Origin of the sequence: Pantoea sp. LS15 (assembly GCF_012241585.1) — a bacterium.
Classification (GTDB): domain Bacteria; phylum Pseudomonadota; class Gammaproteobacteria; order Enterobacterales; family Enterobacteriaceae; genus Enterobacter.
In genome coordinates this window covers 365,305-382,134 of record NZ_JAAVXA010000001.1, presented here as the reverse complement: position 1 = coordinate 382,134, position 16,830 = coordinate 365,305, and the positions used below count along the sequence as shown (strand labels likewise).

The 16,830-nt window shown below is 54.0% G+C and carries 15 protein-coding genes and 1 pseudogene; 13 read left to right on the top strand and 3 right to left on the bottom strand.

Going from position 1 to position 16,830, the window contains the following annotated elements; all coding sequences use genetic code 11:
- Positions 1 to 18 precede the first annotated feature (18 nt).
- From HED65_RS01795 to HED65_RS01785, 3 genes are all read right to left on the bottom strand, one after another.
- Positions 19 to 753, bottom strand: a complete 735-nt coding sequence (locus HED65_RS01795) for a lytic polysaccharide monooxygenase auxiliary activity family 9 protein (RefSeq protein WP_114977173.1) — start codon at positions 751 to 753, stop codon at positions 19 to 21.
- A gap of 332 nt (positions 754 to 1,085) precedes the next feature.
- Positions 1,086 to 1,514 carry an OsmC family protein gene (locus HED65_RS01790; RefSeq protein ID WP_114977172.1) on the bottom strand — a complete coding sequence of 143 codons (429 nt, stop codon included), beginning with the start codon at positions 1,512 to 1,514 and terminating at the stop codon, positions 1,086 to 1,088.
- A 115-nt stretch (positions 1,515 to 1,629) separates the two neighbouring features.
- On the bottom strand, positions 1,630 to 2,505 hold the full coding sequence (locus HED65_RS01785; RefSeq protein ID WP_114977171.1) for a LysR family transcriptional regulator: 876 nt from the start codon (positions 2,503 to 2,505) through the stop codon (positions 1,630 to 1,632).
- Between the two features lie 110 nt (positions 2,506 to 2,615).
- On the opposite strand from HED65_RS01785, the gene HED65_RS01780 reads away from it, so the two are divergent.
- The 13 genes and pseudogenes from HED65_RS01780 (at position 2,616) to HED65_RS01720 (ending at position 16,822) form a co-directional block, all read left to right on the top strand.
- Positions 2,616 to 3,467, top strand: a complete 852-nt coding sequence (locus HED65_RS01780; protein ID WP_114977170.1) for a Vmh family MBL fold metallo-hydrolase — start codon at positions 2,616 to 2,618, stop codon at positions 3,465 to 3,467.
- A 100-nt stretch (positions 3,468 to 3,567) separates the two neighbouring features.
- Positions 3,568 to 3,705, top strand: coding sequence for a stationary-phase-induced ribosome-associated protein (gene sra, locus HED65_RS01775; RefSeq protein ID WP_008501714.1), 138 nt, complete (start codon positions 3,568 to 3,570; stop codon positions 3,703 to 3,705).
- A 174-nt stretch (positions 3,706 to 3,879) separates the two neighbouring features.
- Positions 3,880 to 5,577, top strand: a complete 1,698-nt coding sequence (locus tag HED65_RS01770) for an NAD-dependent malic enzyme (protein ID WP_114977169.1) — start codon at positions 3,880 to 3,882, stop codon at positions 5,575 to 5,577.
- A 250-nt stretch (positions 5,578 to 5,827) separates the two neighbouring features.
- Positions 5,828 to 5,920 (top strand): annotated as a pseudogene (locus HED65_RS01765) (type VI secretion system tube protein Hcp); the annotation flags it as partial.
- Positions 5,921 to 5,925: 5 nt separating this feature from the next.
- A complete protein-coding gene (locus tag HED65_RS01760) occupies positions 5,926 to 6,618 on the top strand; it encodes a hypothetical protein (RefSeq protein WP_114977168.1) in 693 nt (230 codons plus the stop codon).
- A 235-nt stretch (positions 6,619 to 6,853) separates the two neighbouring features.
- Positions 6,854 to 7,333 carry an Hcp family type VI secretion system effector gene (locus HED65_RS01755; protein ID WP_049006491.1) on the top strand — a complete coding sequence of 160 codons (480 nt, stop codon included), beginning with the start codon at positions 6,854 to 6,856 and terminating at the stop codon, positions 7,331 to 7,333.
- A 411-nt stretch (positions 7,334 to 7,744) separates the two neighbouring features.
- Positions 7,745 to 9,454, top strand: a complete 1,710-nt coding sequence (locus tag HED65_RS01750; protein ID WP_114977166.1) for an ABC-F family ATP-binding cassette domain-containing protein — start codon at positions 7,745 to 7,747, stop codon at positions 9,452 to 9,454.
- Positions 9,455 to 9,650: 196 nt separating this feature from the next.
- Positions 9,651 to 10,661 (top strand): alcohol dehydrogenase AdhP, encoded by a 1,011-nt coding sequence (gene adhP, locus HED65_RS01745; protein ID WP_114977165.1) that lies wholly within the window; start codon positions 9,651 to 9,653, stop codon positions 10,659 to 10,661.
- Between the two features lie 148 nt (positions 10,662 to 10,809).
- On the top strand, positions 10,810 to 12,429 hold the full coding sequence (locus HED65_RS01740) for a TIGR04028 family ABC transporter substrate-binding protein (RefSeq protein ID WP_114977164.1): 1,620 nt from the start codon (positions 10,810 to 10,812) through the stop codon (positions 12,427 to 12,429).
- 10 nt (positions 12,430 to 12,439) lie between these two features.
- On the top strand, positions 12,440 to 13,384 hold the full coding sequence (locus HED65_RS01735) for an ABC transporter permease (protein ID WP_114977163.1): 945 nt from the start codon (positions 12,440 to 12,442) through the stop codon (positions 13,382 to 13,384).
- Positions 13,381 to 14,232 (top strand): ABC transporter permease, encoded by an 852-nt coding sequence (locus tag HED65_RS01730; RefSeq protein ID WP_114977162.1) that lies wholly within the window; start codon positions 13,381 to 13,383, stop codon positions 14,230 to 14,232. The genes HED65_RS01735 and HED65_RS01730 overlap by 4 nt, the downstream gene beginning before the upstream one ends.
- Complete coding sequence (locus HED65_RS01725) at positions 14,229 to 15,836, top strand: dipeptide ABC transporter ATP-binding protein (RefSeq protein WP_114977161.1); 1,608 nt, start codon at positions 14,229 to 14,231, stop codon at positions 15,834 to 15,836. The genes HED65_RS01730 and HED65_RS01725 overlap by 4 nt, the downstream gene beginning before the upstream one ends.
- Positions 15,833 to 16,822, top strand: a complete 990-nt coding sequence (locus HED65_RS01720; RefSeq protein WP_114977160.1) for a putative FMN-dependent luciferase-like monooxygenase — start codon at positions 15,833 to 15,835, stop codon at positions 16,820 to 16,822. The genes HED65_RS01725 and HED65_RS01720 overlap by 4 nt, the downstream gene beginning before the upstream one ends.
- Positions 16,823 to 16,830: the final 8 nt, after the last annotated feature.

Sequence of the window (16,830 nt, the reverse complement as noted above, 5' to 3'; positions counted from 1 at the left end):
CCACGTAGTGTGGCAATTTTACCCGGCTGTATTTTTCAGGATCACGTCACTGCAACTGAAGAAGGTCTCGCGGGCGGGATCTTCATGACGTGCCCAGGCAATATATATGATGGCTTTCTTGCCGGTGGTATAACCTTCCGGTAATTTGACATCGAGTTTATAATGTCCGGGTACAGGGTTCTTACTATCTGGAATACCCACAAATTTCACCTCGGGGGACTCCTGCAAATCCGACCATTTCAGCTTACTGGCGGCAGGGTCAAAATCGGGTTTGCTTAAATAGACTGTAAATTCGCTGGGGTCGTGCATCTGGCTGGCTTTATAATCTAGCATGACGCGACCCTCTTTTACTTCCAGTTCCGTTGTGTACCAATCCGCACTGGGCAGATTAATACTTTTGTAATTTTCAATGCCCGCTGAACATAATTGTTCGTCGGGCACCTTGGTTTGCCATTGATCTTTCGGGGCATTTTGAGAGTAAGCATTCCAGTTATTAAATAACCGTTCCCTTTCCCAGTTTTCACTGCCTGCTGCCTCGTATGCCGCCTTGCATGCAGCATTTTTTATCCCCTCGCTACCCCCGCCGTAATCTTGTTGACTGTAACAATAATACTGCCGGGAAGGTGGCATTTCTGATGTGCCGTGTCTTGGTGCGGGTACCGCCTCAACCTTTTTTGCATCTTCAGCCATGGAAAACGAACTGAAACCAGAAAACATCATAATATAACCAATAGTCAGAGCTGAATATTTCATAACACTCACCTTGTGGTAATTTAATGCATTAACAACCGCAATGTCAGTATAGACCCAATAATAAAAATACAACTAAAAATTAAACACCAGGAAACTTCATTTAGGCCTTACCTTGAAATGATTGGCGGGGTGAAATTAAAATATATCATACATAACACTCAACACTGCGAATGAAATATTTTTTATTAAGCCGGGGGAATATACCAAACCGATTATTACACATTTACATAATATCAAGTGGAACTAATTTAAGCTGTGTTTTCTTTGCAGATGAAATACTGTGAATATCTCGATGTATTAAAGGAATAGCCGGACATTAGCCCGGCTCAGACTTAGTTGAGTTTATAGTCCAGCGTGATCTCCGCTTTCAGTACTTGCGACACCGGGCAGCCCGCTTTCGCTTTCTGAATAATGCCATCGAACTTCTGCGGGTCGATGCCAGGTACGGTAACCTTACTCGTTAATGCTATTTTGGTGATCGCAAAGCCGCCGTCAGTTTTATCCAGCGACACGTCCGCCGTAGTGTCAATGGAATCTGCGGTGTAACCCGCTTCACCAATCATCAGCGAAAGTGCCATTGAGAAACAGGCGGCGTGCGCAGCGCCAATCAACTCTTCCGGGTTCGTTCCTTTAGCACCTTCAAAACGGGTGTTAAAGCCGTAAGGTTGTTGATTCAGGACGCCACTTTCAGTCGATACCGTGCCTTTTCCGTTCTTGATGTCACCGGACCAGTGTGCCGAACCGTGCTTATGAATCGTCATTCTCGCTCTCCTTTTGGCTTACAAAGGGTTAAGTATAGACTACGCCCCTGTTCCCCCCTGGAACACAGACAATTCCGGGTCTTATACCTGCTGTACCAACAAAAAGGGGCGACATTCATGCCAGATAACCGGCCAGTGCATCGAGGAACACGCGCAGTGCTGCTGGCTGATATTCCCGGGACTGATAAATGCCATGGATGGCAAGCGGTTTTGGCTCCAGCGCGCTCAGCACCGGCACCAGTAAGCCCTGGTCCAGCGCGGCAGACACTTCACGCTCCGGCAGCATAGCGATACCGCAGTGCTTGATCGCCGCGTCCATCAGCAGCGAAGAGATACTGGCGCTCAGATTGCCGCTGACGGCCACGCTCAGGTTTTCGCCTTCCGGCGTCAGGAAGTTCCAGGACTGCCCGGCGAAAAAGCTGTAGTGCAGGCAGTTATGCTGTGCTAATTCTTCGGGGCTGACGGGCGTCCCGTGCAGAGCAAGGTAATCGGGTGAGGCACAGAGGACTGAGCGACATTCTCCCAGCCGACGGGCAATCATGCCAGGCTCCGGGTTGTCGGTAATACGCACGGCGACATCAATACGCTCGCCCACCAGACTGACCGGGTGGTTGTTCACATCCAGCTCTATGCGCAGTTGCGGATAGCGCGAAAGCAGACCGGGCAGTACCGGCGCAATCAGGTGCATGGCGGTAAAGTGCGCGCAGGCCACCCGCAAAGTGCCAGAGGGAAGATCTTTCTCTGACTGACCTTCAATTTCCTGTGAGATCTGCGAGAGTGTCCGCGTTTTTTGCAGCACCTTTTCCCCTGCCGCGGTCAGGGTTAACTTGCGTGTTGAGCGGTTAACCAGCCGTGTTCCCGCCCACTTCTCCATTTGCTCAAGATATCGGCTCACCATCGGTCGGGAAATCCCCAGCGCGCGGGCCGCCGCACTCAAACTTCCCAGCTCGCAGATCCGGTTGTAGACCTGAGCGGCAATAACGCGATCCATATAAGCTCCATTTGCTCGATTTATGAAACTAAGCATGTCTTGTTTCAGGAATTCTGGCAAATAAGAATATCCGTACAATAGAGACTTTCCTGCACAACAGAGACAACAGTATGAAACTCACTCACCTTGCTTTGCTTTCCACCCTTTTCACTCCGGCTGCTTTTGCCGCGCCGTTGACCATTGATACCTATAACCCGCAAGAAAAAGGCATTTTCGCGGTCTCCTCAACGCTGGTCTCCGGCCCGAAAGAAGCGGTTCTGTTTGACGCGCAGTTCAGTGTGAAAGATGGCGAAGCGCTGGTAGAGAAAATTCGCCACAGCGGTAAGACGCTGAATAAGATTGTGATTACCTCTGGCGACCCCGATTTTTACTTCGGTCTGCAGCCACTGGTGAAAGCCTTCCCGAATGCCAAAGTGGTGGCAACCCAGCATGTCGTTGACCACATTAAAGCCACCAAAGACGCCAAGCTCGCCTTCTGGGGTCCACAGATGAAAGACGGCGCGCCAACTGAGCTGGTTGTGCCGCAGGTGCTTACCTCCACCACGTTTATGGTTGACGGGGAAAAGATTGATATTGAGCAACCAGACAGCTACGCGGCCTATGTCTGGATCCCGTCAGCGAAAACCATTCTTGGCGGTACCGGGGTTTCCTGGGGCATTCACGTCTGGACAGCAGACACCCAGACAGCAGCGAGCCGTAAGCAGTGGCAAGAAACGCTGGATGATATGGCCGCACATAAGCCCGAGCGCGTCATTCCGGGGCATTATCTCGGTACGCCGCCAACCGGAACCGGAGCTATCGACTTTACCCGTCAGTACCTTCAGCAGTTCGAACTGGCGTTGGGTCAACATAAAAACTCAGCCAGCGTAATCGACACGATGAAAAAACAGTGGCCGAACCTTGCTGAAGTCAGTTCGCTGGAGCTGAGCGCCAAAGTGAATACCGGCGAAATGAAGTGGTAATGTAAAAACCTGCTATGCTGGATGTGCAACCTAAGGGGTTACATTTCGTTTGCGTGAGCAAACTGGTCCTTAAAACTATCAACAGGATTGAGGAGTTAACATGAAATCGAACCGTCAGGCACGCCACATTCTGGGGCTGAACTACAAGCTTTCTAACCAACGTAAAGTGGTGATTGAAGGCGACCATGAAACGCAAGTCACCCACGCCACCGGCAGAAAACGCCACGCGGGCAAGTAAGTTCCAGAAACAGAACCTCAACACCATCGGTCTTCCGATGGTGTTTTTGTTTATGTGTTGCGGTAATTCATATTTAGCTCCTTTATAATACCGCCTGACCGCATCCCGTAGCACAGGCCAGAAAGATGACAAACAGCAGTGTCAGGGACGGATCTTCAAAAAAGAGTGAGTGACATGGACAACAAACTGAAAAAACATCGTTCCTTATACATCCCTTATGCCGGGCCAGTTTTACTCGAATTTCCTTTGCTGAATAAAGGCAGTGCCTTCAGCATGGAAGAGCGCAGCAGCTTTAATTTGCTGGGTCTGTTACCGGAAGTGGTTGAAACCATTGAAGAACAGGCAGAGCGTGCGTGGATCCAGTATCAGGGCTTCAAAACTGAAATCGACAAACATATCTACCTGCGTAACATTCAGGATACCAATGAAACCCTCTTCTATCGCCTGGTGCAGAATCATCTCGAAGAGATGATGCCGGTGATCTACACCCCGACGGTGGGTGCGGCTTGCGAGCGTTTCTCTGAGATCTACCGTCGTTCCCGCGGCGTTTTCATCTCTTATCAGAACCGTCACAATATGGACGACATTCTGCAAAACGTACCTAACCACAATATCAAAGTGATCGTGGTGACCGACGGTGAGCGTATTCTCGGCCTCGGCGACCAGGGCATTGGCGGGATGGGGATCCCCATCGGCAAACTCTCCCTGTATACCGCCTGCGGTGGTATCAGCCCGGCGTATACCCTGCCGGTGGTGCTGGATGTCGGCACCAACAACCAGCAGTTGCTCAACGATCCGCTCTATATGGGTTGGCGTCATCCACGTATTACCGACGATGAGTACTATCAGTTTGTCGATGATTTCATCCAGGCCGTGAAGCACCGCTGGCCGGACGTGCTGCTGCAGTTTGAGGACTTCGCGCAGAAAAACGCTATGCCGCTGCTGAACCGCTATCGCGACGAAATCTGCTCGTTCAACGACGACATCCAGGGCACCGCAGCGGTCACCGTGGGTACGCTGATCGCCGCCAGCCGCGCGGCAGGCAGCCAGTTAAGCTATCAGAAAATTGTCTTCCTCGGCGCAGGCTCTGCCGGCTGCGGTATTGCCGAGCAGATTATCGCGCAGACGCAGCGTGAAGGGTTAAGCGAAGAGCTGGCGCGCTCTCGCGTCTTTATGGTTGACCGTTTCGGCCTGCTGACCGACGGTATGCCAAACCTGCTGCCGTTCCAGACCAAGCTGGTGCAGAAACGTGAAAACCTGAAAAACTGGGATACCGACAACGAAGTGCTCTCCCTGCTGGACGTGGTGCGCAACGTGAAGCCGGATATTTTGATCGGCGTTTCCGGGCAAACCGGTCTCTTCACTGAAGAGATCATTCGCGAGATGCAAAAGCACTGCGAGCGCCCTATCGTGATGCCGCTCTCTAACCCGACCTCCCGCGTGGAAGCGACGCCGCAGGACATCATCGCCTGGACTGAAGGTAACGCCCTGGTTGCCACCGGCAGCCCGTTTGATCCGGTGGTGTGGAAGGATAAATCCTATCCTATTGCCCAGTGCAACAACTCTTACATCTTCCCGGGCATTGGTCTGGGCGTGATCGCCTCCGGCGCATCTCGCATCACCGATGAAATGCTGATGTCGGCGAGCGAAACCCTCGCAGGCTACTCGCCGCTGGTCAACAACGGTGAAGGACTGGTGCTGCCAGAGCTAAAAGATATCCACAAGGTGTCGCGCGCTATCGCGTTTGCGGTAGGTAAAATGGCGCAGCAGCAGGGCGTGGCGGTGAAAACTTCTGCCGATGCGCTGCAACAGGCCATCGACGATAACTTCTGGAAGCCTGAATACCGGAGTTATCGCCGGACGTCGATTTAACTCTGCGCCCCAACCGTTCCCTCTCCTCAAAAGGGAGAGGGAACGTGAACACCCTCCTCTCTTTATTTTCTTAGCCGCTACAACGGCGTTCCCCTACCCCTTATTTAAAAAATCAATAATTCAACAATAATCCATATCTCGTTGAAATATAAAGTTTTCGTATAACACTTTTTGCCTAATAAACAAATTCTTTTAAGGGTTTAGTAACGTTCCACATCACTAAACTCATTAATTGAAAAAGGGTATTAAAATGGCAATTCCGGCATATCTTTGGCTAAAAGATGACGGCGGCGCAGATATCAAAGGCGCTGTTGATGTACAAGATCGCGAGGGAAGCAAGGAGCGGTCATGTACTACAGAAATGAAGTGATAAGTTACTTGCAGGCGAATAAAATTCTTGCGTTAAAACTCGACCACGCATTAACGGGTGTAGGAAAAGCCGTATCAAATCAGATTGAAACGATCGGCGCAGGTGCAACGCGCGCGCTGTATTATACGTCCTGCTTTACTGATGAATATCAGGACGTATGCAAGAAACAAAAAACTGAAGACATTCGATTTAGAAACGGTGTTATTTATCTTCTTCGACATAACAATGTTGCGTATGACATGTTCAAAATTTATTTCGAAGAAATATTTAAAGATAAAACCACAGAACAGCTTGAACGTATCAAACAAATGCTTATGGCTGTTAATATCCATATTGCCGCAAGCTCACTCACAAACGTGGGGTTTGCTTTAGCAACGGCATCATTTGTCGCAGCAGGCATGAATCTAAACCTTGAAATCAGTGCCCTGGCAGGGCGAAGAGCGGGACAGGCTGTTGGAATTATTGGCATATACGGCATTGTCCAAAAAGCGGCAGACAGCGCGTATCGTCTTCACATTACTTATCCCGCATACTACTCAGCGCTATACGTTCAAGAGTTGGAAATGATGTATTTCCTGATAGAGCCAGTGTTTGAGCGGGCTAAGGCGCTTACAGCACAATGGGCATCGGATGATGAAATTGCGGATATCATAACCAGGATGGTTCGATAACCATGATGAATCTTATTAAAAGATTTTTCAGGCGAATGTTCAGGTCGTTAGTTTCGTATTATGGCCCATCAGCGCTGACAGTAGTATTCGCCTTGATTCAGGGCTCATTATTCCCTGATACCCCAATCTGGCTGACCCCATTATTCTTTGTGTTTGTGATGGTTGTTTTATCAATATATGAAATTGCAAGACTCAAACGTTAGCATTATCGTAAATTTATGCATAAGGAAATATTATGTCTATACCCGCACACTTATGGCTTGAAGATGAAAATGGTTCACCGATCGTTGGCAGTTGCCTTATGCCACTTCGGCTGGGGTCTATCGAGTTAAAATCCTTCTCTCACGGTGTCACTATCCCGGTCGACCCAAGCTGGGGAAAATTAACAGGAACGCGTGTCCATCGCCCTATCACAATAGTGAAGGAATTTGATCAAACAACACCACTTTTGTACCGCGCTGTCTGTGAAGGCCGAACCATGAAGAAGGCCACAATTAAAATGTACCGTATTCTGGAATCAGGTATTGAGGCCGAGTATTTCAATATCATTCTGGAAAACGTCAAGTTTACAACGGTTGCACCCTACCTGTCTCCTAACGGTATAAGCAGTACGCACCTTGAAACGCTCGAATTACGTTATGAAGCGATTACCTGGAAGTATACAGAGGGTAATATTATCTATCGTGATTCATGGAACGATCGTTGTTGCGCATGATGACCAGGTGCCAGCGGAGGCTTCGCCTCCTTTGACCTTAACAAAGAGAGGAAATGGTCAATTTCATCACAGAGCAGTGACAAGTGGCGAAAATGAAACCTTGTGTTTGCTTATATCCTTGAAAGCAATATTACCTCTCTGCTTGGTAAGTACTGAAAAAAATTGTATAGTGTTATTTAATTGTAAACTCATAACAAATAAGGAGGCCAATTATGCTGTACTGTGAAATTTTCAATGTTTCACATACATTTGGTGATCGCACCAGCTCAAGCGTTATCGGTATCGTGCTGCGATAACTTCTGCTTGAGCGAAGACACCACCCCCTGAAATCCTTTCTCTCGGGCTTACTGAGTTATCGTCAGCGATGTTTGACGAGGCATGAACATGCCTGTAACTCTTGGGTAAGCAACAATGAGCACTTTACTCACTGCACAATCTTTACGTGTTGATACGGCGTTTGGCACGCTCTTCGACTCACTCTCCTTTACGCTGAAAAAAGGCGACCGCATCGGTTTGCTGGGCGACAACGGCTGTGGCAAAAGTACGCTGCTGAAGGTGCTGGACGGCACAGATTCCCCTGCTGCCGGAACGGTTGCGCTGGCCGGACACTGCCTGATGGCACGGGTAGAACAACACCTGCCGGACGCTATTTTTCCGCTGACCATGCTGGATGCCGTGCTGGCGCAGTTACCTTCAGCTGAACGTGACAGCCTGCGCTGGAAAGCCGAAACGTTGCTCGCGTCCATGGGCTTCACTCCGCAAGATATGATGCTGCAATCCGCCACCCTCAGCGGCGGGCAACACACTCGTTTGCTGCTGGCGCGGGCATTGATTCACGAGCCGGATCTGCTTTTGCTGGATGAACCGAGTAACCATCTCGATTTACCCACCATGCTCTGGCTTGAGCAATTTTTGCAGAACTGGTCAGGCAGTTTCGTACTGGTTTCACATGACAGACAGTTACTGGATGCCGTCACCAACGGTAGCTGGATCCTGCGTGATAAGACGCTGAACTACTTTGCCCTTCCCTGCACGGCAGCACGTAAAGCGCTGGAAGCCAAAGACGAAAGCGATGCGCTGCGCCATAAGGCGGAGCAAAAGGAGATCGACCGTGTTACTGCCAGTGCAAAACGGCTGGCAACCTGGGGTAAGGTTTACGACAACGAAGATCTGTCCCGCAAAGCCAAACAGATGGAAAAACAGGTCGAACGGCTCAGGGAGAGCCAGACGGAGCTCACCGCAGGCAGTCCGTGGACATTAACCCTGCGTGGTGATGCGCTGCGGGCCGACCGTCTGCTGGAGATTGAAAATCTCGGCGTCCCCCCTGCTCCTGGGCTACCCAGCCTGTTCAGCATTGAGACAGCGCGCCTGAAAAGCGGCGATCGTGTGGCGATTGTCGGTCGTAACGGCTGCGGCAAATCGTCACTGATGAAGCTTATCTGGCGACAGTTTACCGATGAACTGGCCCACGACGGACTGAAGCTGCACCCGCGCGTGTCGCCAGGCTATTACGACCAGACGCTTCATCAGCTTGCGGACAACGCCACGCTGCTCGACGCGCTGGAGCCTTTCGCACCCGACCCGCAATCTCGCAAAATGGCACTGATAAGCGCGGGTTTCCCGTGGGCACGTCACGGGCAAACGGTCAGCACGCTCAGCGGTGGCGAACGCTCGCGCCTGCTGTTCGTTGGCCTGACGCTTGCCCGCTACAGCCTGCTGATGCTGGATGAACCCACCAACCATCTGGACATGGAAGGCAAAGAGGCGCTGGCGCAAACTCTTCAGCAGTTCGAAGGCGGTGTTCTGCTGGTCAGCCATGACCGCCAGTTAATTAGCGAAAGCTGCAACCGTTTCTGGCTGATTGAAGAGGGAAAGCTGAGCGAGTGGCACGATGCAGAAGCGGTGTTTGAGCGTCTGCGTGAAAGCGCTGGGCTGGTGACATCAGCAGCGCCCGCTGCTGCCGCGATGGTTCAACCCTCGCCGTATGACGATCTGCTTGAACGGCTGGTCGCGCTGGAAACGCTGCTGGAAGACGATCTGGCACGGAAGCCGAAGCATCAGAAGCCACAGCTTCAGGCGCAATGGCGTAAAGAGATTAAAGATATAGAAGCACAGCTGTAAAACTGCGCCCGGCGAGTCGCTCGTCGGGTCAGTCTTTTCCTCTTAATTATTAGAGGGATCGCCGTATTCTTAATCTTAAATCGAATCAAATGATGACATTATGTTGCCGTAGCCTTGCATTACCTGGCTAATGAATTAATCCTTAATGGGCATTACACCTGCTACGCACATTCTAATCATGAACAAGGAGATACACATGAAGGCTGCTGTTGTTACTCAGGATCACCAGGTCAATGTCACCGAAAAAACATTACGTTCGTTAAAGCATGGGGAGGCACTGCTGAAGATGGAGTGCTGTGGCGTCTGCCATACTGACCTCCACGTGAAGAACGGTGATTTCGGCGATAAAACCGGGGTTATCCTGGGACATGAAGGGATTGGGATCGTTAAAGAAATCGGCCCTGGCGTGAAATCGCTGAAAGTCGGCGATCGCGCAAGCGTGGCATGGTTTTTTGAAGGTTGTGGTCACTGCGAATACTGTAATACCGGCAACGAAACCCTGTGCCGCGATGTGAAAAATGCCGGTTACTCCGTTGATGGCGGGATGGCGGAAGAGTGCATCGTCACCGCGGATTACGCGGTAAAAGTGCCGGACGGTCTGGATTCGGCTGCTGCCAGCAGCATCACCTGTGCCGGCGTTACCACCTATAAAGCGGTAAAAGTGTCTGGTATCAAACCGGGTCAGTGGATTGCAATCTATGGTCTGGGTGGGTTGGGTAACCTCGCGCTGCAGTACGCTAAAAACGTCTTTAACGCCAAAGTCATCGCTCTTGACGTTAATGACGAACAACTGAAGCTGGCGGCAAGCATGGGTGCGGATTTAACAATCAACTCCCGCAGCGAAGATGCAGCGAAAATTGTGCAGGAAAAAACCGGCGGCGCGCATGCCGCAGTCGTCACTGCCGTCGCAAAAGCAGCATTCAACTCAGCGGTCGATGCCGTACGTGCCGGTGGCCGTGTGGTCGCGGTTGGCCTGCCACCGGAAGCAATGAACCTCGACATTCCACGTCTGGTGCTGGACGGTATTCAGGTCGTCGGTTCGCTGGTTGGTACCCGCCAGGATCTGCAGGAAGCGTTCCAGTTTGCGGCAGAAGGCAAGGTCGTGCCGAAAGTCACGATGCGTCCGCTGGAAGACATCAACGCCATCTTTAAAGAGATGGAACAGGGTCAGATCCGTGGCCGTATGGTGATTGACCTGCGTTCATAATCACCCACCGTTCAATTACCGCTCCTGACAGGGGCGGTTTTTATAGCCATTTTCCGGCAATCCTTATCTTAATTCCTTTGTTCCCTTGTTTTCCCCAGCGCCTGATGATGAATCCGACGCTAACAAGAAGATAACAAAGGAATTCACCATGCAAATCCCATTTCGTCTGCCGTTACTGACGGCGCTGATTCTGGCGACAACCGCAGCCTGGTCCGCCGATGCGCCCGTCAAAGGCGGTACGCTGATTTATCTGGAGCAACAGGCACACACTAACCTTTATCCGCCTGCCGGTGGTTTTTACCCGAACGGCGGCATTCTGAATCAAATCACCGACAAACTGACGTGGCAGAACCCCAGGACGCTGCAGGTGGAACCCTGGGTGGCAGAAAGCTGGACAACCAACGCCGATAAAACCGAATACACCTTTAAACTGCGTCCCGGTATTACCTTCTCCGACGGCACGCCGCTGGATGCCAACGCCGTAGCAAAAAACTTTGATACCTACGGTTTAGGCAATAAAGCGCAGCGCCTTCCGGTGTCAGAAGTGATTAATAGCTACGATCGCAGTGAAGTGGTCGACCCGCTGACCGTGAAGTTTTACTTCAAAAAACCGTCACCGGGGTTCCTGCAAGGCACCGCCACCATTGGCTCGGGTCTGGTCTCGCTCAGCACGCTGAAGCGCAACTTTGAAGAGCTGGGGGATGCCCGTCATATCATTGGCTCTGGCCCGTTTGTGGTGAAGGACGAGAAACTGGGTCGTGAAGTAACGCTGGAAGCGCGTAAGGACTACCAGTGGGGGCCCAAAAATCTGCCGCAACAGGGGCCAGCCAATCTCGATGGCATCAAGTTTATCGTGACCCAGGAAGACAGCGTGCGCGTGGGCGCCCTGCTGGCCGGTCAGGCCGACTTTATTCGCCAGGTGCAGGCATATGACGAAAAGCAGGCGACCGACCAGGGCTATAAGATCTACGCCGCGCCGACGCGTGGCGTGAACGACAGCATCAGCTTCCGCCCGGATAACCCGCTGGTCTCCGACATTCGGGTTCGTCAGGCGCTCCTGCACGCTACCAATGCAAAACAGGTGGTCGAGACCCTCTTCTCGGCCAACTATCCACAGGCGAAGTCAGTGATTGCCGATTCCGCCGCTGGCTTTGTCGATCTCAGCGACAAATTGACCTTTGATCCAGCAAAAGCCAACCAACTGCTGGACGACGCGGGCTGGAAAGCAGGCAGCGACGGGATACGCGCCAAAGACGGCCAACGTCTGGCACTGACGGTGTATGAATCCCTGCCGCAGCCGCAAAACAAAGAGGTGCTGCAGCTGGTTGCCCAGCAGTGGCGACAGGTGGGCGTGGCGCTGAGCGTTAAAGCGGGCGACGCAGGCAGCCGTACGCTGGATAACCTTGACCCGCTGAAAACTCCTTTAACCGTCTCCGAAGTGGGTCGCGCCGATCCGGACGTGGTGAAAAGTATGTTCTACCCGGCTAACCGCGACGCGCTGCTGCAAAAAGGGGGATCCAGCAACAAGGTCAAAAACTTCCGTGACGATAAGTTAAATGAACTGCTGGTGAACATTTCTGCTGAGGTTGATCCGCAAAAACGCCTGCAACTGACAGGAGACGCCCAACGCTACCTGCTGGATAACGCCTACGTCATTCCGATTTTCGAGGAGCCGCAGGTCTTTGCCGGTGCGCCGTGGCTGAAAGGTGTCAATTTTGAAGCGGTAGGCCGCCCGTCGTTCTACGGTGCGTGGATTGAGAAACACTGAGGAGCTGACGATGCGCCACGCACTTCTTCAACGCTTTGGGCACGGGCTGCTGGTACTGTGGGCCGCCTTTACCCTCTCGTTCGTGTTGCTCCAGGTGCTGCCGGGCGACGCGGTACTGATTAAATTTCAGAACCCGGACCTGGGCTTAAGCCCGACGCAAATCAAGGAGATGCGCGTGGCCTACGGCGCGGACAGCCCGCTGTGGCAGCAATACGGCCACACGCTGCTAGCGATGCTGCGCGGTGACTTCGGCTATTCGCTACAGGCCGGGGTGCCGGTCAGCGAGCTGATTGCCAGCAATCTGCCGGATACCCTGAGTCTTGCCCTGCCCGCATTTGTGCTCGCGGTCCTGCTGGCGTTTTCGCTGGCGTTTGCATCCCGTCTGCCCGGTCTGCGCTGGCTGAGTAATACCCTCCAGTCTCTGCCGGTTCTGTTTATCTCCTTACCGACGTTCTGGCTGGGCATTGCCCTCATCCAGCTTTTTTCTTTTCAGCTACGGCTGATCCCGGTGATTAACCCGACGCCGCTGCAGGGGCTGATCCTGCCGATCGTAACCATCGCGATCCCGATCTCCGCCCCGCTGGCACAAATTCTGATGCGCAGTCTGGACCAGGTGGCGGCACAGCCGTTTGTCGCTGTCGCCCGGGCCAAAGGGTTGAGTGAAACCGCCGTCCTGTGGCGTCACGTGACCGGCAACGCCCTGCTGCCGGTGCTCAATATTGCCGGGCTGCTGCTCGGCGAGCTGATTGCCGGGGCGCTGATCACGGAAACTGTTTTTGGCCGCAGCGGACTCGGGCAACTAACCCAACAGGCGGTGAATAACCAGGATATCGCCGTGCTTCAGGCGGTCGTGATGATTTCCGCGTTCGGTTTTGTCCTGATCAATCTGCTGGTGGATCTGCTGATGCCGCTGCTGGATCCCCGTCTGCAAACCGTAACCGGAGGTGCATCATGAGTCTGGTTGATTACGCCGCCGCCGCGCGAAAACGCGTTCCCACCTGGCAGGGAGTCGAGTGGCAACCGGGGCTGTGGCTGGCATGGGCAGTAATTATCATTGCGCTTTTTGCCGCCGTGGCACCCGGCCTGTTAACTCACTACAGCCCGATTGAAGGTATCGCGGGTGCACAGCGCCTGGCACCGCAGGCGGGCCACTGGCTCGGCACCGACCAGCTTGGCCGCGATGTTTACACCCGTATTGTGTATGGTGCGTCCCACTCCCTGGCCGCGGCGCTGGCCGCCGTTACGATGGGTCTACTGGCAGGCACCGGCTTAGGAGTGGTTGCCGGAGCGTTCGCCGGACGCATCGAGTCTCTCCTGATGCGTTTCGTCGACGTGTTGCTCTCCATCCCGTCACTGCTGCTCTCGCTGACGGTGATTATTCTGCTCGGGTTTGGCACCGTTAACGCCGCAATTGCCGTAGGCGTGGCCTCAATAGCCAGCTTCGCCCGCCTCGCGCGCGGTGAAGTGGTGTGCATCCGCCATACGGATTATGTCGAAGCGGCGTATGGCAGCGGCGGGACCTTCTTTGCGGTGCTGTGGCGACACATCCTGCCCAACGCCTTAACTACCGTCCTCGCCTTTGCCACGCTGCAGTTTGGTCAGGCCATCCTGGCGCTTTCTATCCTGAGCTTTCTCGGCTACGGCACCCCGCCGCCCGTGCCGGAATGGGGCTTATTGATTGCCGAAGGCCGTAACTATCTCTCTACCGCCTGGTGGTTAACCACCTTCCCCGGCCTGGCCGTTATCGCCGTGGTGCTGGCAACCAACCGTATCAGCCAACAGTTCAGCGGAGGCCTGAAATGACCGTACTCTCGGTAGAAAACCTGACCATCAGCTACCGCACCGCGCGCCAGTGGCGAGAGGTGGTGCATAACGTCAGCTTCACGCTCGGGCGAGGAGAAATGCTGGCGTTTGTCGGCGAGTCCGGTTCAGGCAAAACGACCACGGCGCAGGCGATTATCGGTCTGCTGGCCGATAACGCCCGGCGCGATGCAGGAAAAATAGTGCTCAACGGCGAGGAGATTAGCCGATGGTCCGCTAAGCGTCTCGATACCCTTCGCGGGGCGCGAATTAGCCTGGTTTCGCAGGATCCGGGTAATTCGCTCAACCCGGTGAAGACCATCGGTGCGCAGGTTGGAGAAATTATTCAGTTACACCAGAAAGTGACTCGCGCTCAGCGCGACGAGCAGGTACTCGCCCTGCTGGTAAAGGTCGGCCTGAGCCACCCCGAACAACGCATGAGCCAGTATCCTCATCAGCTCTCCGGCGGGATGAAACAGCGCGTGCTGATTGCCATCGCCATTGCCCTGCGCCCGGATGTGATCATTGCCGATGAACCCACCAGTGCGCTGGATGTGACGGTGCAAAAACGCATTCTCGATCTGCTGGATATCCTGCGGCGGGAATCAGATACCGCCGTTCTGTTTGTCACCCACGATCTGGCGCTGGCCGCACAGCGCGCGGACAGGCTGCTGGTTTTTCGCGATGGAGAGGTTCAGGAGCAAGGAAACACCGCCGATATCGTGCGCACGCCGCAGCACGCCTATACCCGCCAGCTGTTAAGCGATCTCCAGGGCCAGCGCCTGACCATCGCCCCGGTGGCCGGTCGGCCGCTCGCGTCACCGGCCATTCGCGCCCGCGCCATCAGCAAACAATTCTCCCTGGGCAAAGGGAATCAGCTTCAGGCGCTTGATCAGGTGACGTTTGACGTCAGGCGAGGCAGCACGCATGCGCTGGTGGGTGAGTCCGGCTCCGGAAAAACCACCCTCGCCCGTATTTTGCTGGGTTTTGAACAGGCCGATAGCGGACAGGTCATTATTGATGATATTGATGCCACCACACTTAGCCGCGAGGCCCGTCGCCAGCTGCGCCAGAAGATCCAGTTTGTCTACCAGAACCCGTTTGCCTCTCTCGACCCACGTCAGACGCTGTTCGAGATCATCGAAGAGCCCCTGAAGAATTTTTCTCGCCTCGGTAAGGCGGAGCGAAAGGTCCGGGTGGAGACAGTGGTGCAGCGGGTTGCTCTGCCCGTCAATATTCTTAGCCGTACCGCCCGGGAACTTTCAGGCGGACAGCGTCAGCGCGTTGCCATCGCCCGGGCACTGATCCTGGAGCCGACTATTCTGGTGCTGGACGAAGCCACCTCCGCGCTGGACGTCACCGTGCAGGCGCAGATTCTGGCTCTGCTTCAGCAGCTGCAGCAGCAACTGGGGCTGACCTATCTCTTTATTACCCACGATCTGTCCACGGTTCGCCGGATCGCCCACAGCGTCACGGTGCTGCGCAGCGGTCAGGTGGTCGAACAGGGCGACGTCGGAACCTTATTCGCGTCACCGCAGAACGACTATACCCGCGAGCTGATTGACGCCATTCCCCATTTTTCACCCGCTACGGAGGAGTTCGCATGACGCGAAAACGCCTGGGGTTTTTCACCCGCCTGCTTGACGACGCTACGCCGAAGGAGCGCTACCGTCTGGCAACTGAACATATCCGACACGCCGAACGCCACGGTTTTGACAGCGCCTGGATTGCACAGCACCACTTCCACGAAAGTGAAGGTGGCCTGCCGTCGCCACTGCTGTTTCTGGCGCACGTCGCCGCGCATACCGAAACCATTCGCCTGGGTACGGCCATCATCACCCTGCCGATGGAAAACCCACTGCGCGTGGCGGAAGATGCCGCCGTGCTGGATCTGCTTGCAGACGGACGCCTGGAAGTCGGTTTTGGCTCAGGCGGCACGCCGACCTCTTTTCTGCCGTTCGGCCTGACGTTTGAAGAACGTGCGACCGCGTTTGCCGAGAACCTGCATGTGATCCAAAGCGCCTGGCGCGGCGATTCGCTTACCCATCCGGATAACCACCTTTACCCGCCTGCGCCACAGCTGGCCGACCGCATCTGGATTGCCACCTTCTCAGTTGACGGTGCCGTTCGCGCCGCACAGGCCGGACACGGTTTAATGCTTTCCCGCACGCAGCCGCGTCCGGCGGATCAGCTGGATTTAACGCTCGACGCAATCCAGAACCCGATTGTGGATGCCTACCTTGAGGCGCTACCTTCGGGCACTCCACCGCGCATTCTGGCCTCCCGTACTGCCTTCGTCGCTGACAGCGATGACTATGCGCTCAGAGTCGCGACGCCGGGTCTCGCTAAACAAGCTCAGCAGCATCGCGCTGCCGGACATACGGTTAAAGGTGACACCGTCACTGATTATCGTCGCCAGTTCGATGCCCATATCGGCTCGCCTGAAACGGTGCTGCGTTCACTTAATGCGGATTCCATTCTCAGGCGCGCCACGGATATCTCATTCCAGGTCCATTCGGTCGAGCCTTCGCATCGCGACACGCTGCGCTCCATCGAACTGATCGCCGAACATATAGCCCCCCACATCCTTTGAGGAGACAC

What these genes read in the sequence shown, in the direction of transcription:
- HED65_RS01755 (WP_049006491.1), top strand. Translation starts at nt 6,854, where the DNA reads ATGTCTATACCCGCACACTTATGGCTTGAAGATGAAAATGGTTCACCG.
- HED65_RS01760 (WP_114977168.1), top strand. Translation starts at nt 5,926, where the DNA reads ATGTACTACAGAAATGAAGTGATAAGTTACTTGCAGGCGAATAAAATT.
- HED65_RS01730 (WP_114977162.1), top strand. Translation starts at nt 13,381, where the DNA reads ATGAGTCTGGTTGATTACGCCGCCGCCGCGCGAAAACGCGTTCCCACC.
- HED65_RS01725 (WP_114977161.1), top strand. Translation starts at nt 14,229, where the DNA reads ATGACCGTACTCTCGGTAGAAAACCTGACCATCAGCTACCGCACCGCG.
- HED65_RS01795 (WP_114977173.1), bottom strand. Translation starts at nt 753, where the DNA reads ATGAAATATTCAGCTCTGACTATTGGTTATATTATGATGTTTTCTGGT.
- HED65_RS01770 (WP_114977169.1), top strand. Translation starts at nt 3,880, where the DNA reads ATGGACAACAAACTGAAAAAACATCGTTCCTTATACATCCCTTATGCC.
- HED65_RS01720 (WP_114977160.1), top strand. Translation starts at nt 15,833, where the DNA reads ATGACGCGAAAACGCCTGGGGTTTTTCACCCGCCTGCTTGACGACGCT.
- HED65_RS01780 (WP_114977170.1), top strand. Translation starts at nt 2,616, where the DNA reads ATGAAACTCACTCACCTTGCTTTGCTTTCCACCCTTTTCACTCCGGCT.
- HED65_RS01790 (WP_114977172.1), bottom strand. Translation starts at nt 1,514, where the DNA reads ATGACGATTCATAAGCACGGTTCGGCACACTGGTCCGGTGACATCAAG.
- sra (WP_008501714.1), top strand. Translation starts at nt 3,568, where the DNA reads ATGAAATCGAACCGTCAGGCACGCCACATTCTGGGGCTGAACTACAAG.
- HED65_RS01735 (WP_114977163.1), top strand. Translation starts at nt 12,440, where the DNA reads ATGCGCCACGCACTTCTTCAACGCTTTGGGCACGGGCTGCTGGTACTG.
- HED65_RS01740 (WP_114977164.1), top strand. Translation starts at nt 10,810, where the DNA reads ATGCAAATCCCATTTCGTCTGCCGTTACTGACGGCGCTGATTCTGGCG.
- HED65_RS01750 (WP_114977166.1), top strand. Translation starts at nt 7,745, where the DNA reads ATGAGCACTTTACTCACTGCACAATCTTTACGTGTTGATACGGCGTTT.
- adhP (WP_114977165.1), top strand. Translation starts at nt 9,651, where the DNA reads ATGAAGGCTGCTGTTGTTACTCAGGATCACCAGGTCAATGTCACCGAA.
- HED65_RS01785 (WP_114977171.1), bottom strand. Translation starts at nt 2,505, where the DNA reads ATGGATCGCGTTATTGCCGCTCAGGTCTACAACCGGATCTGCGAGCTG.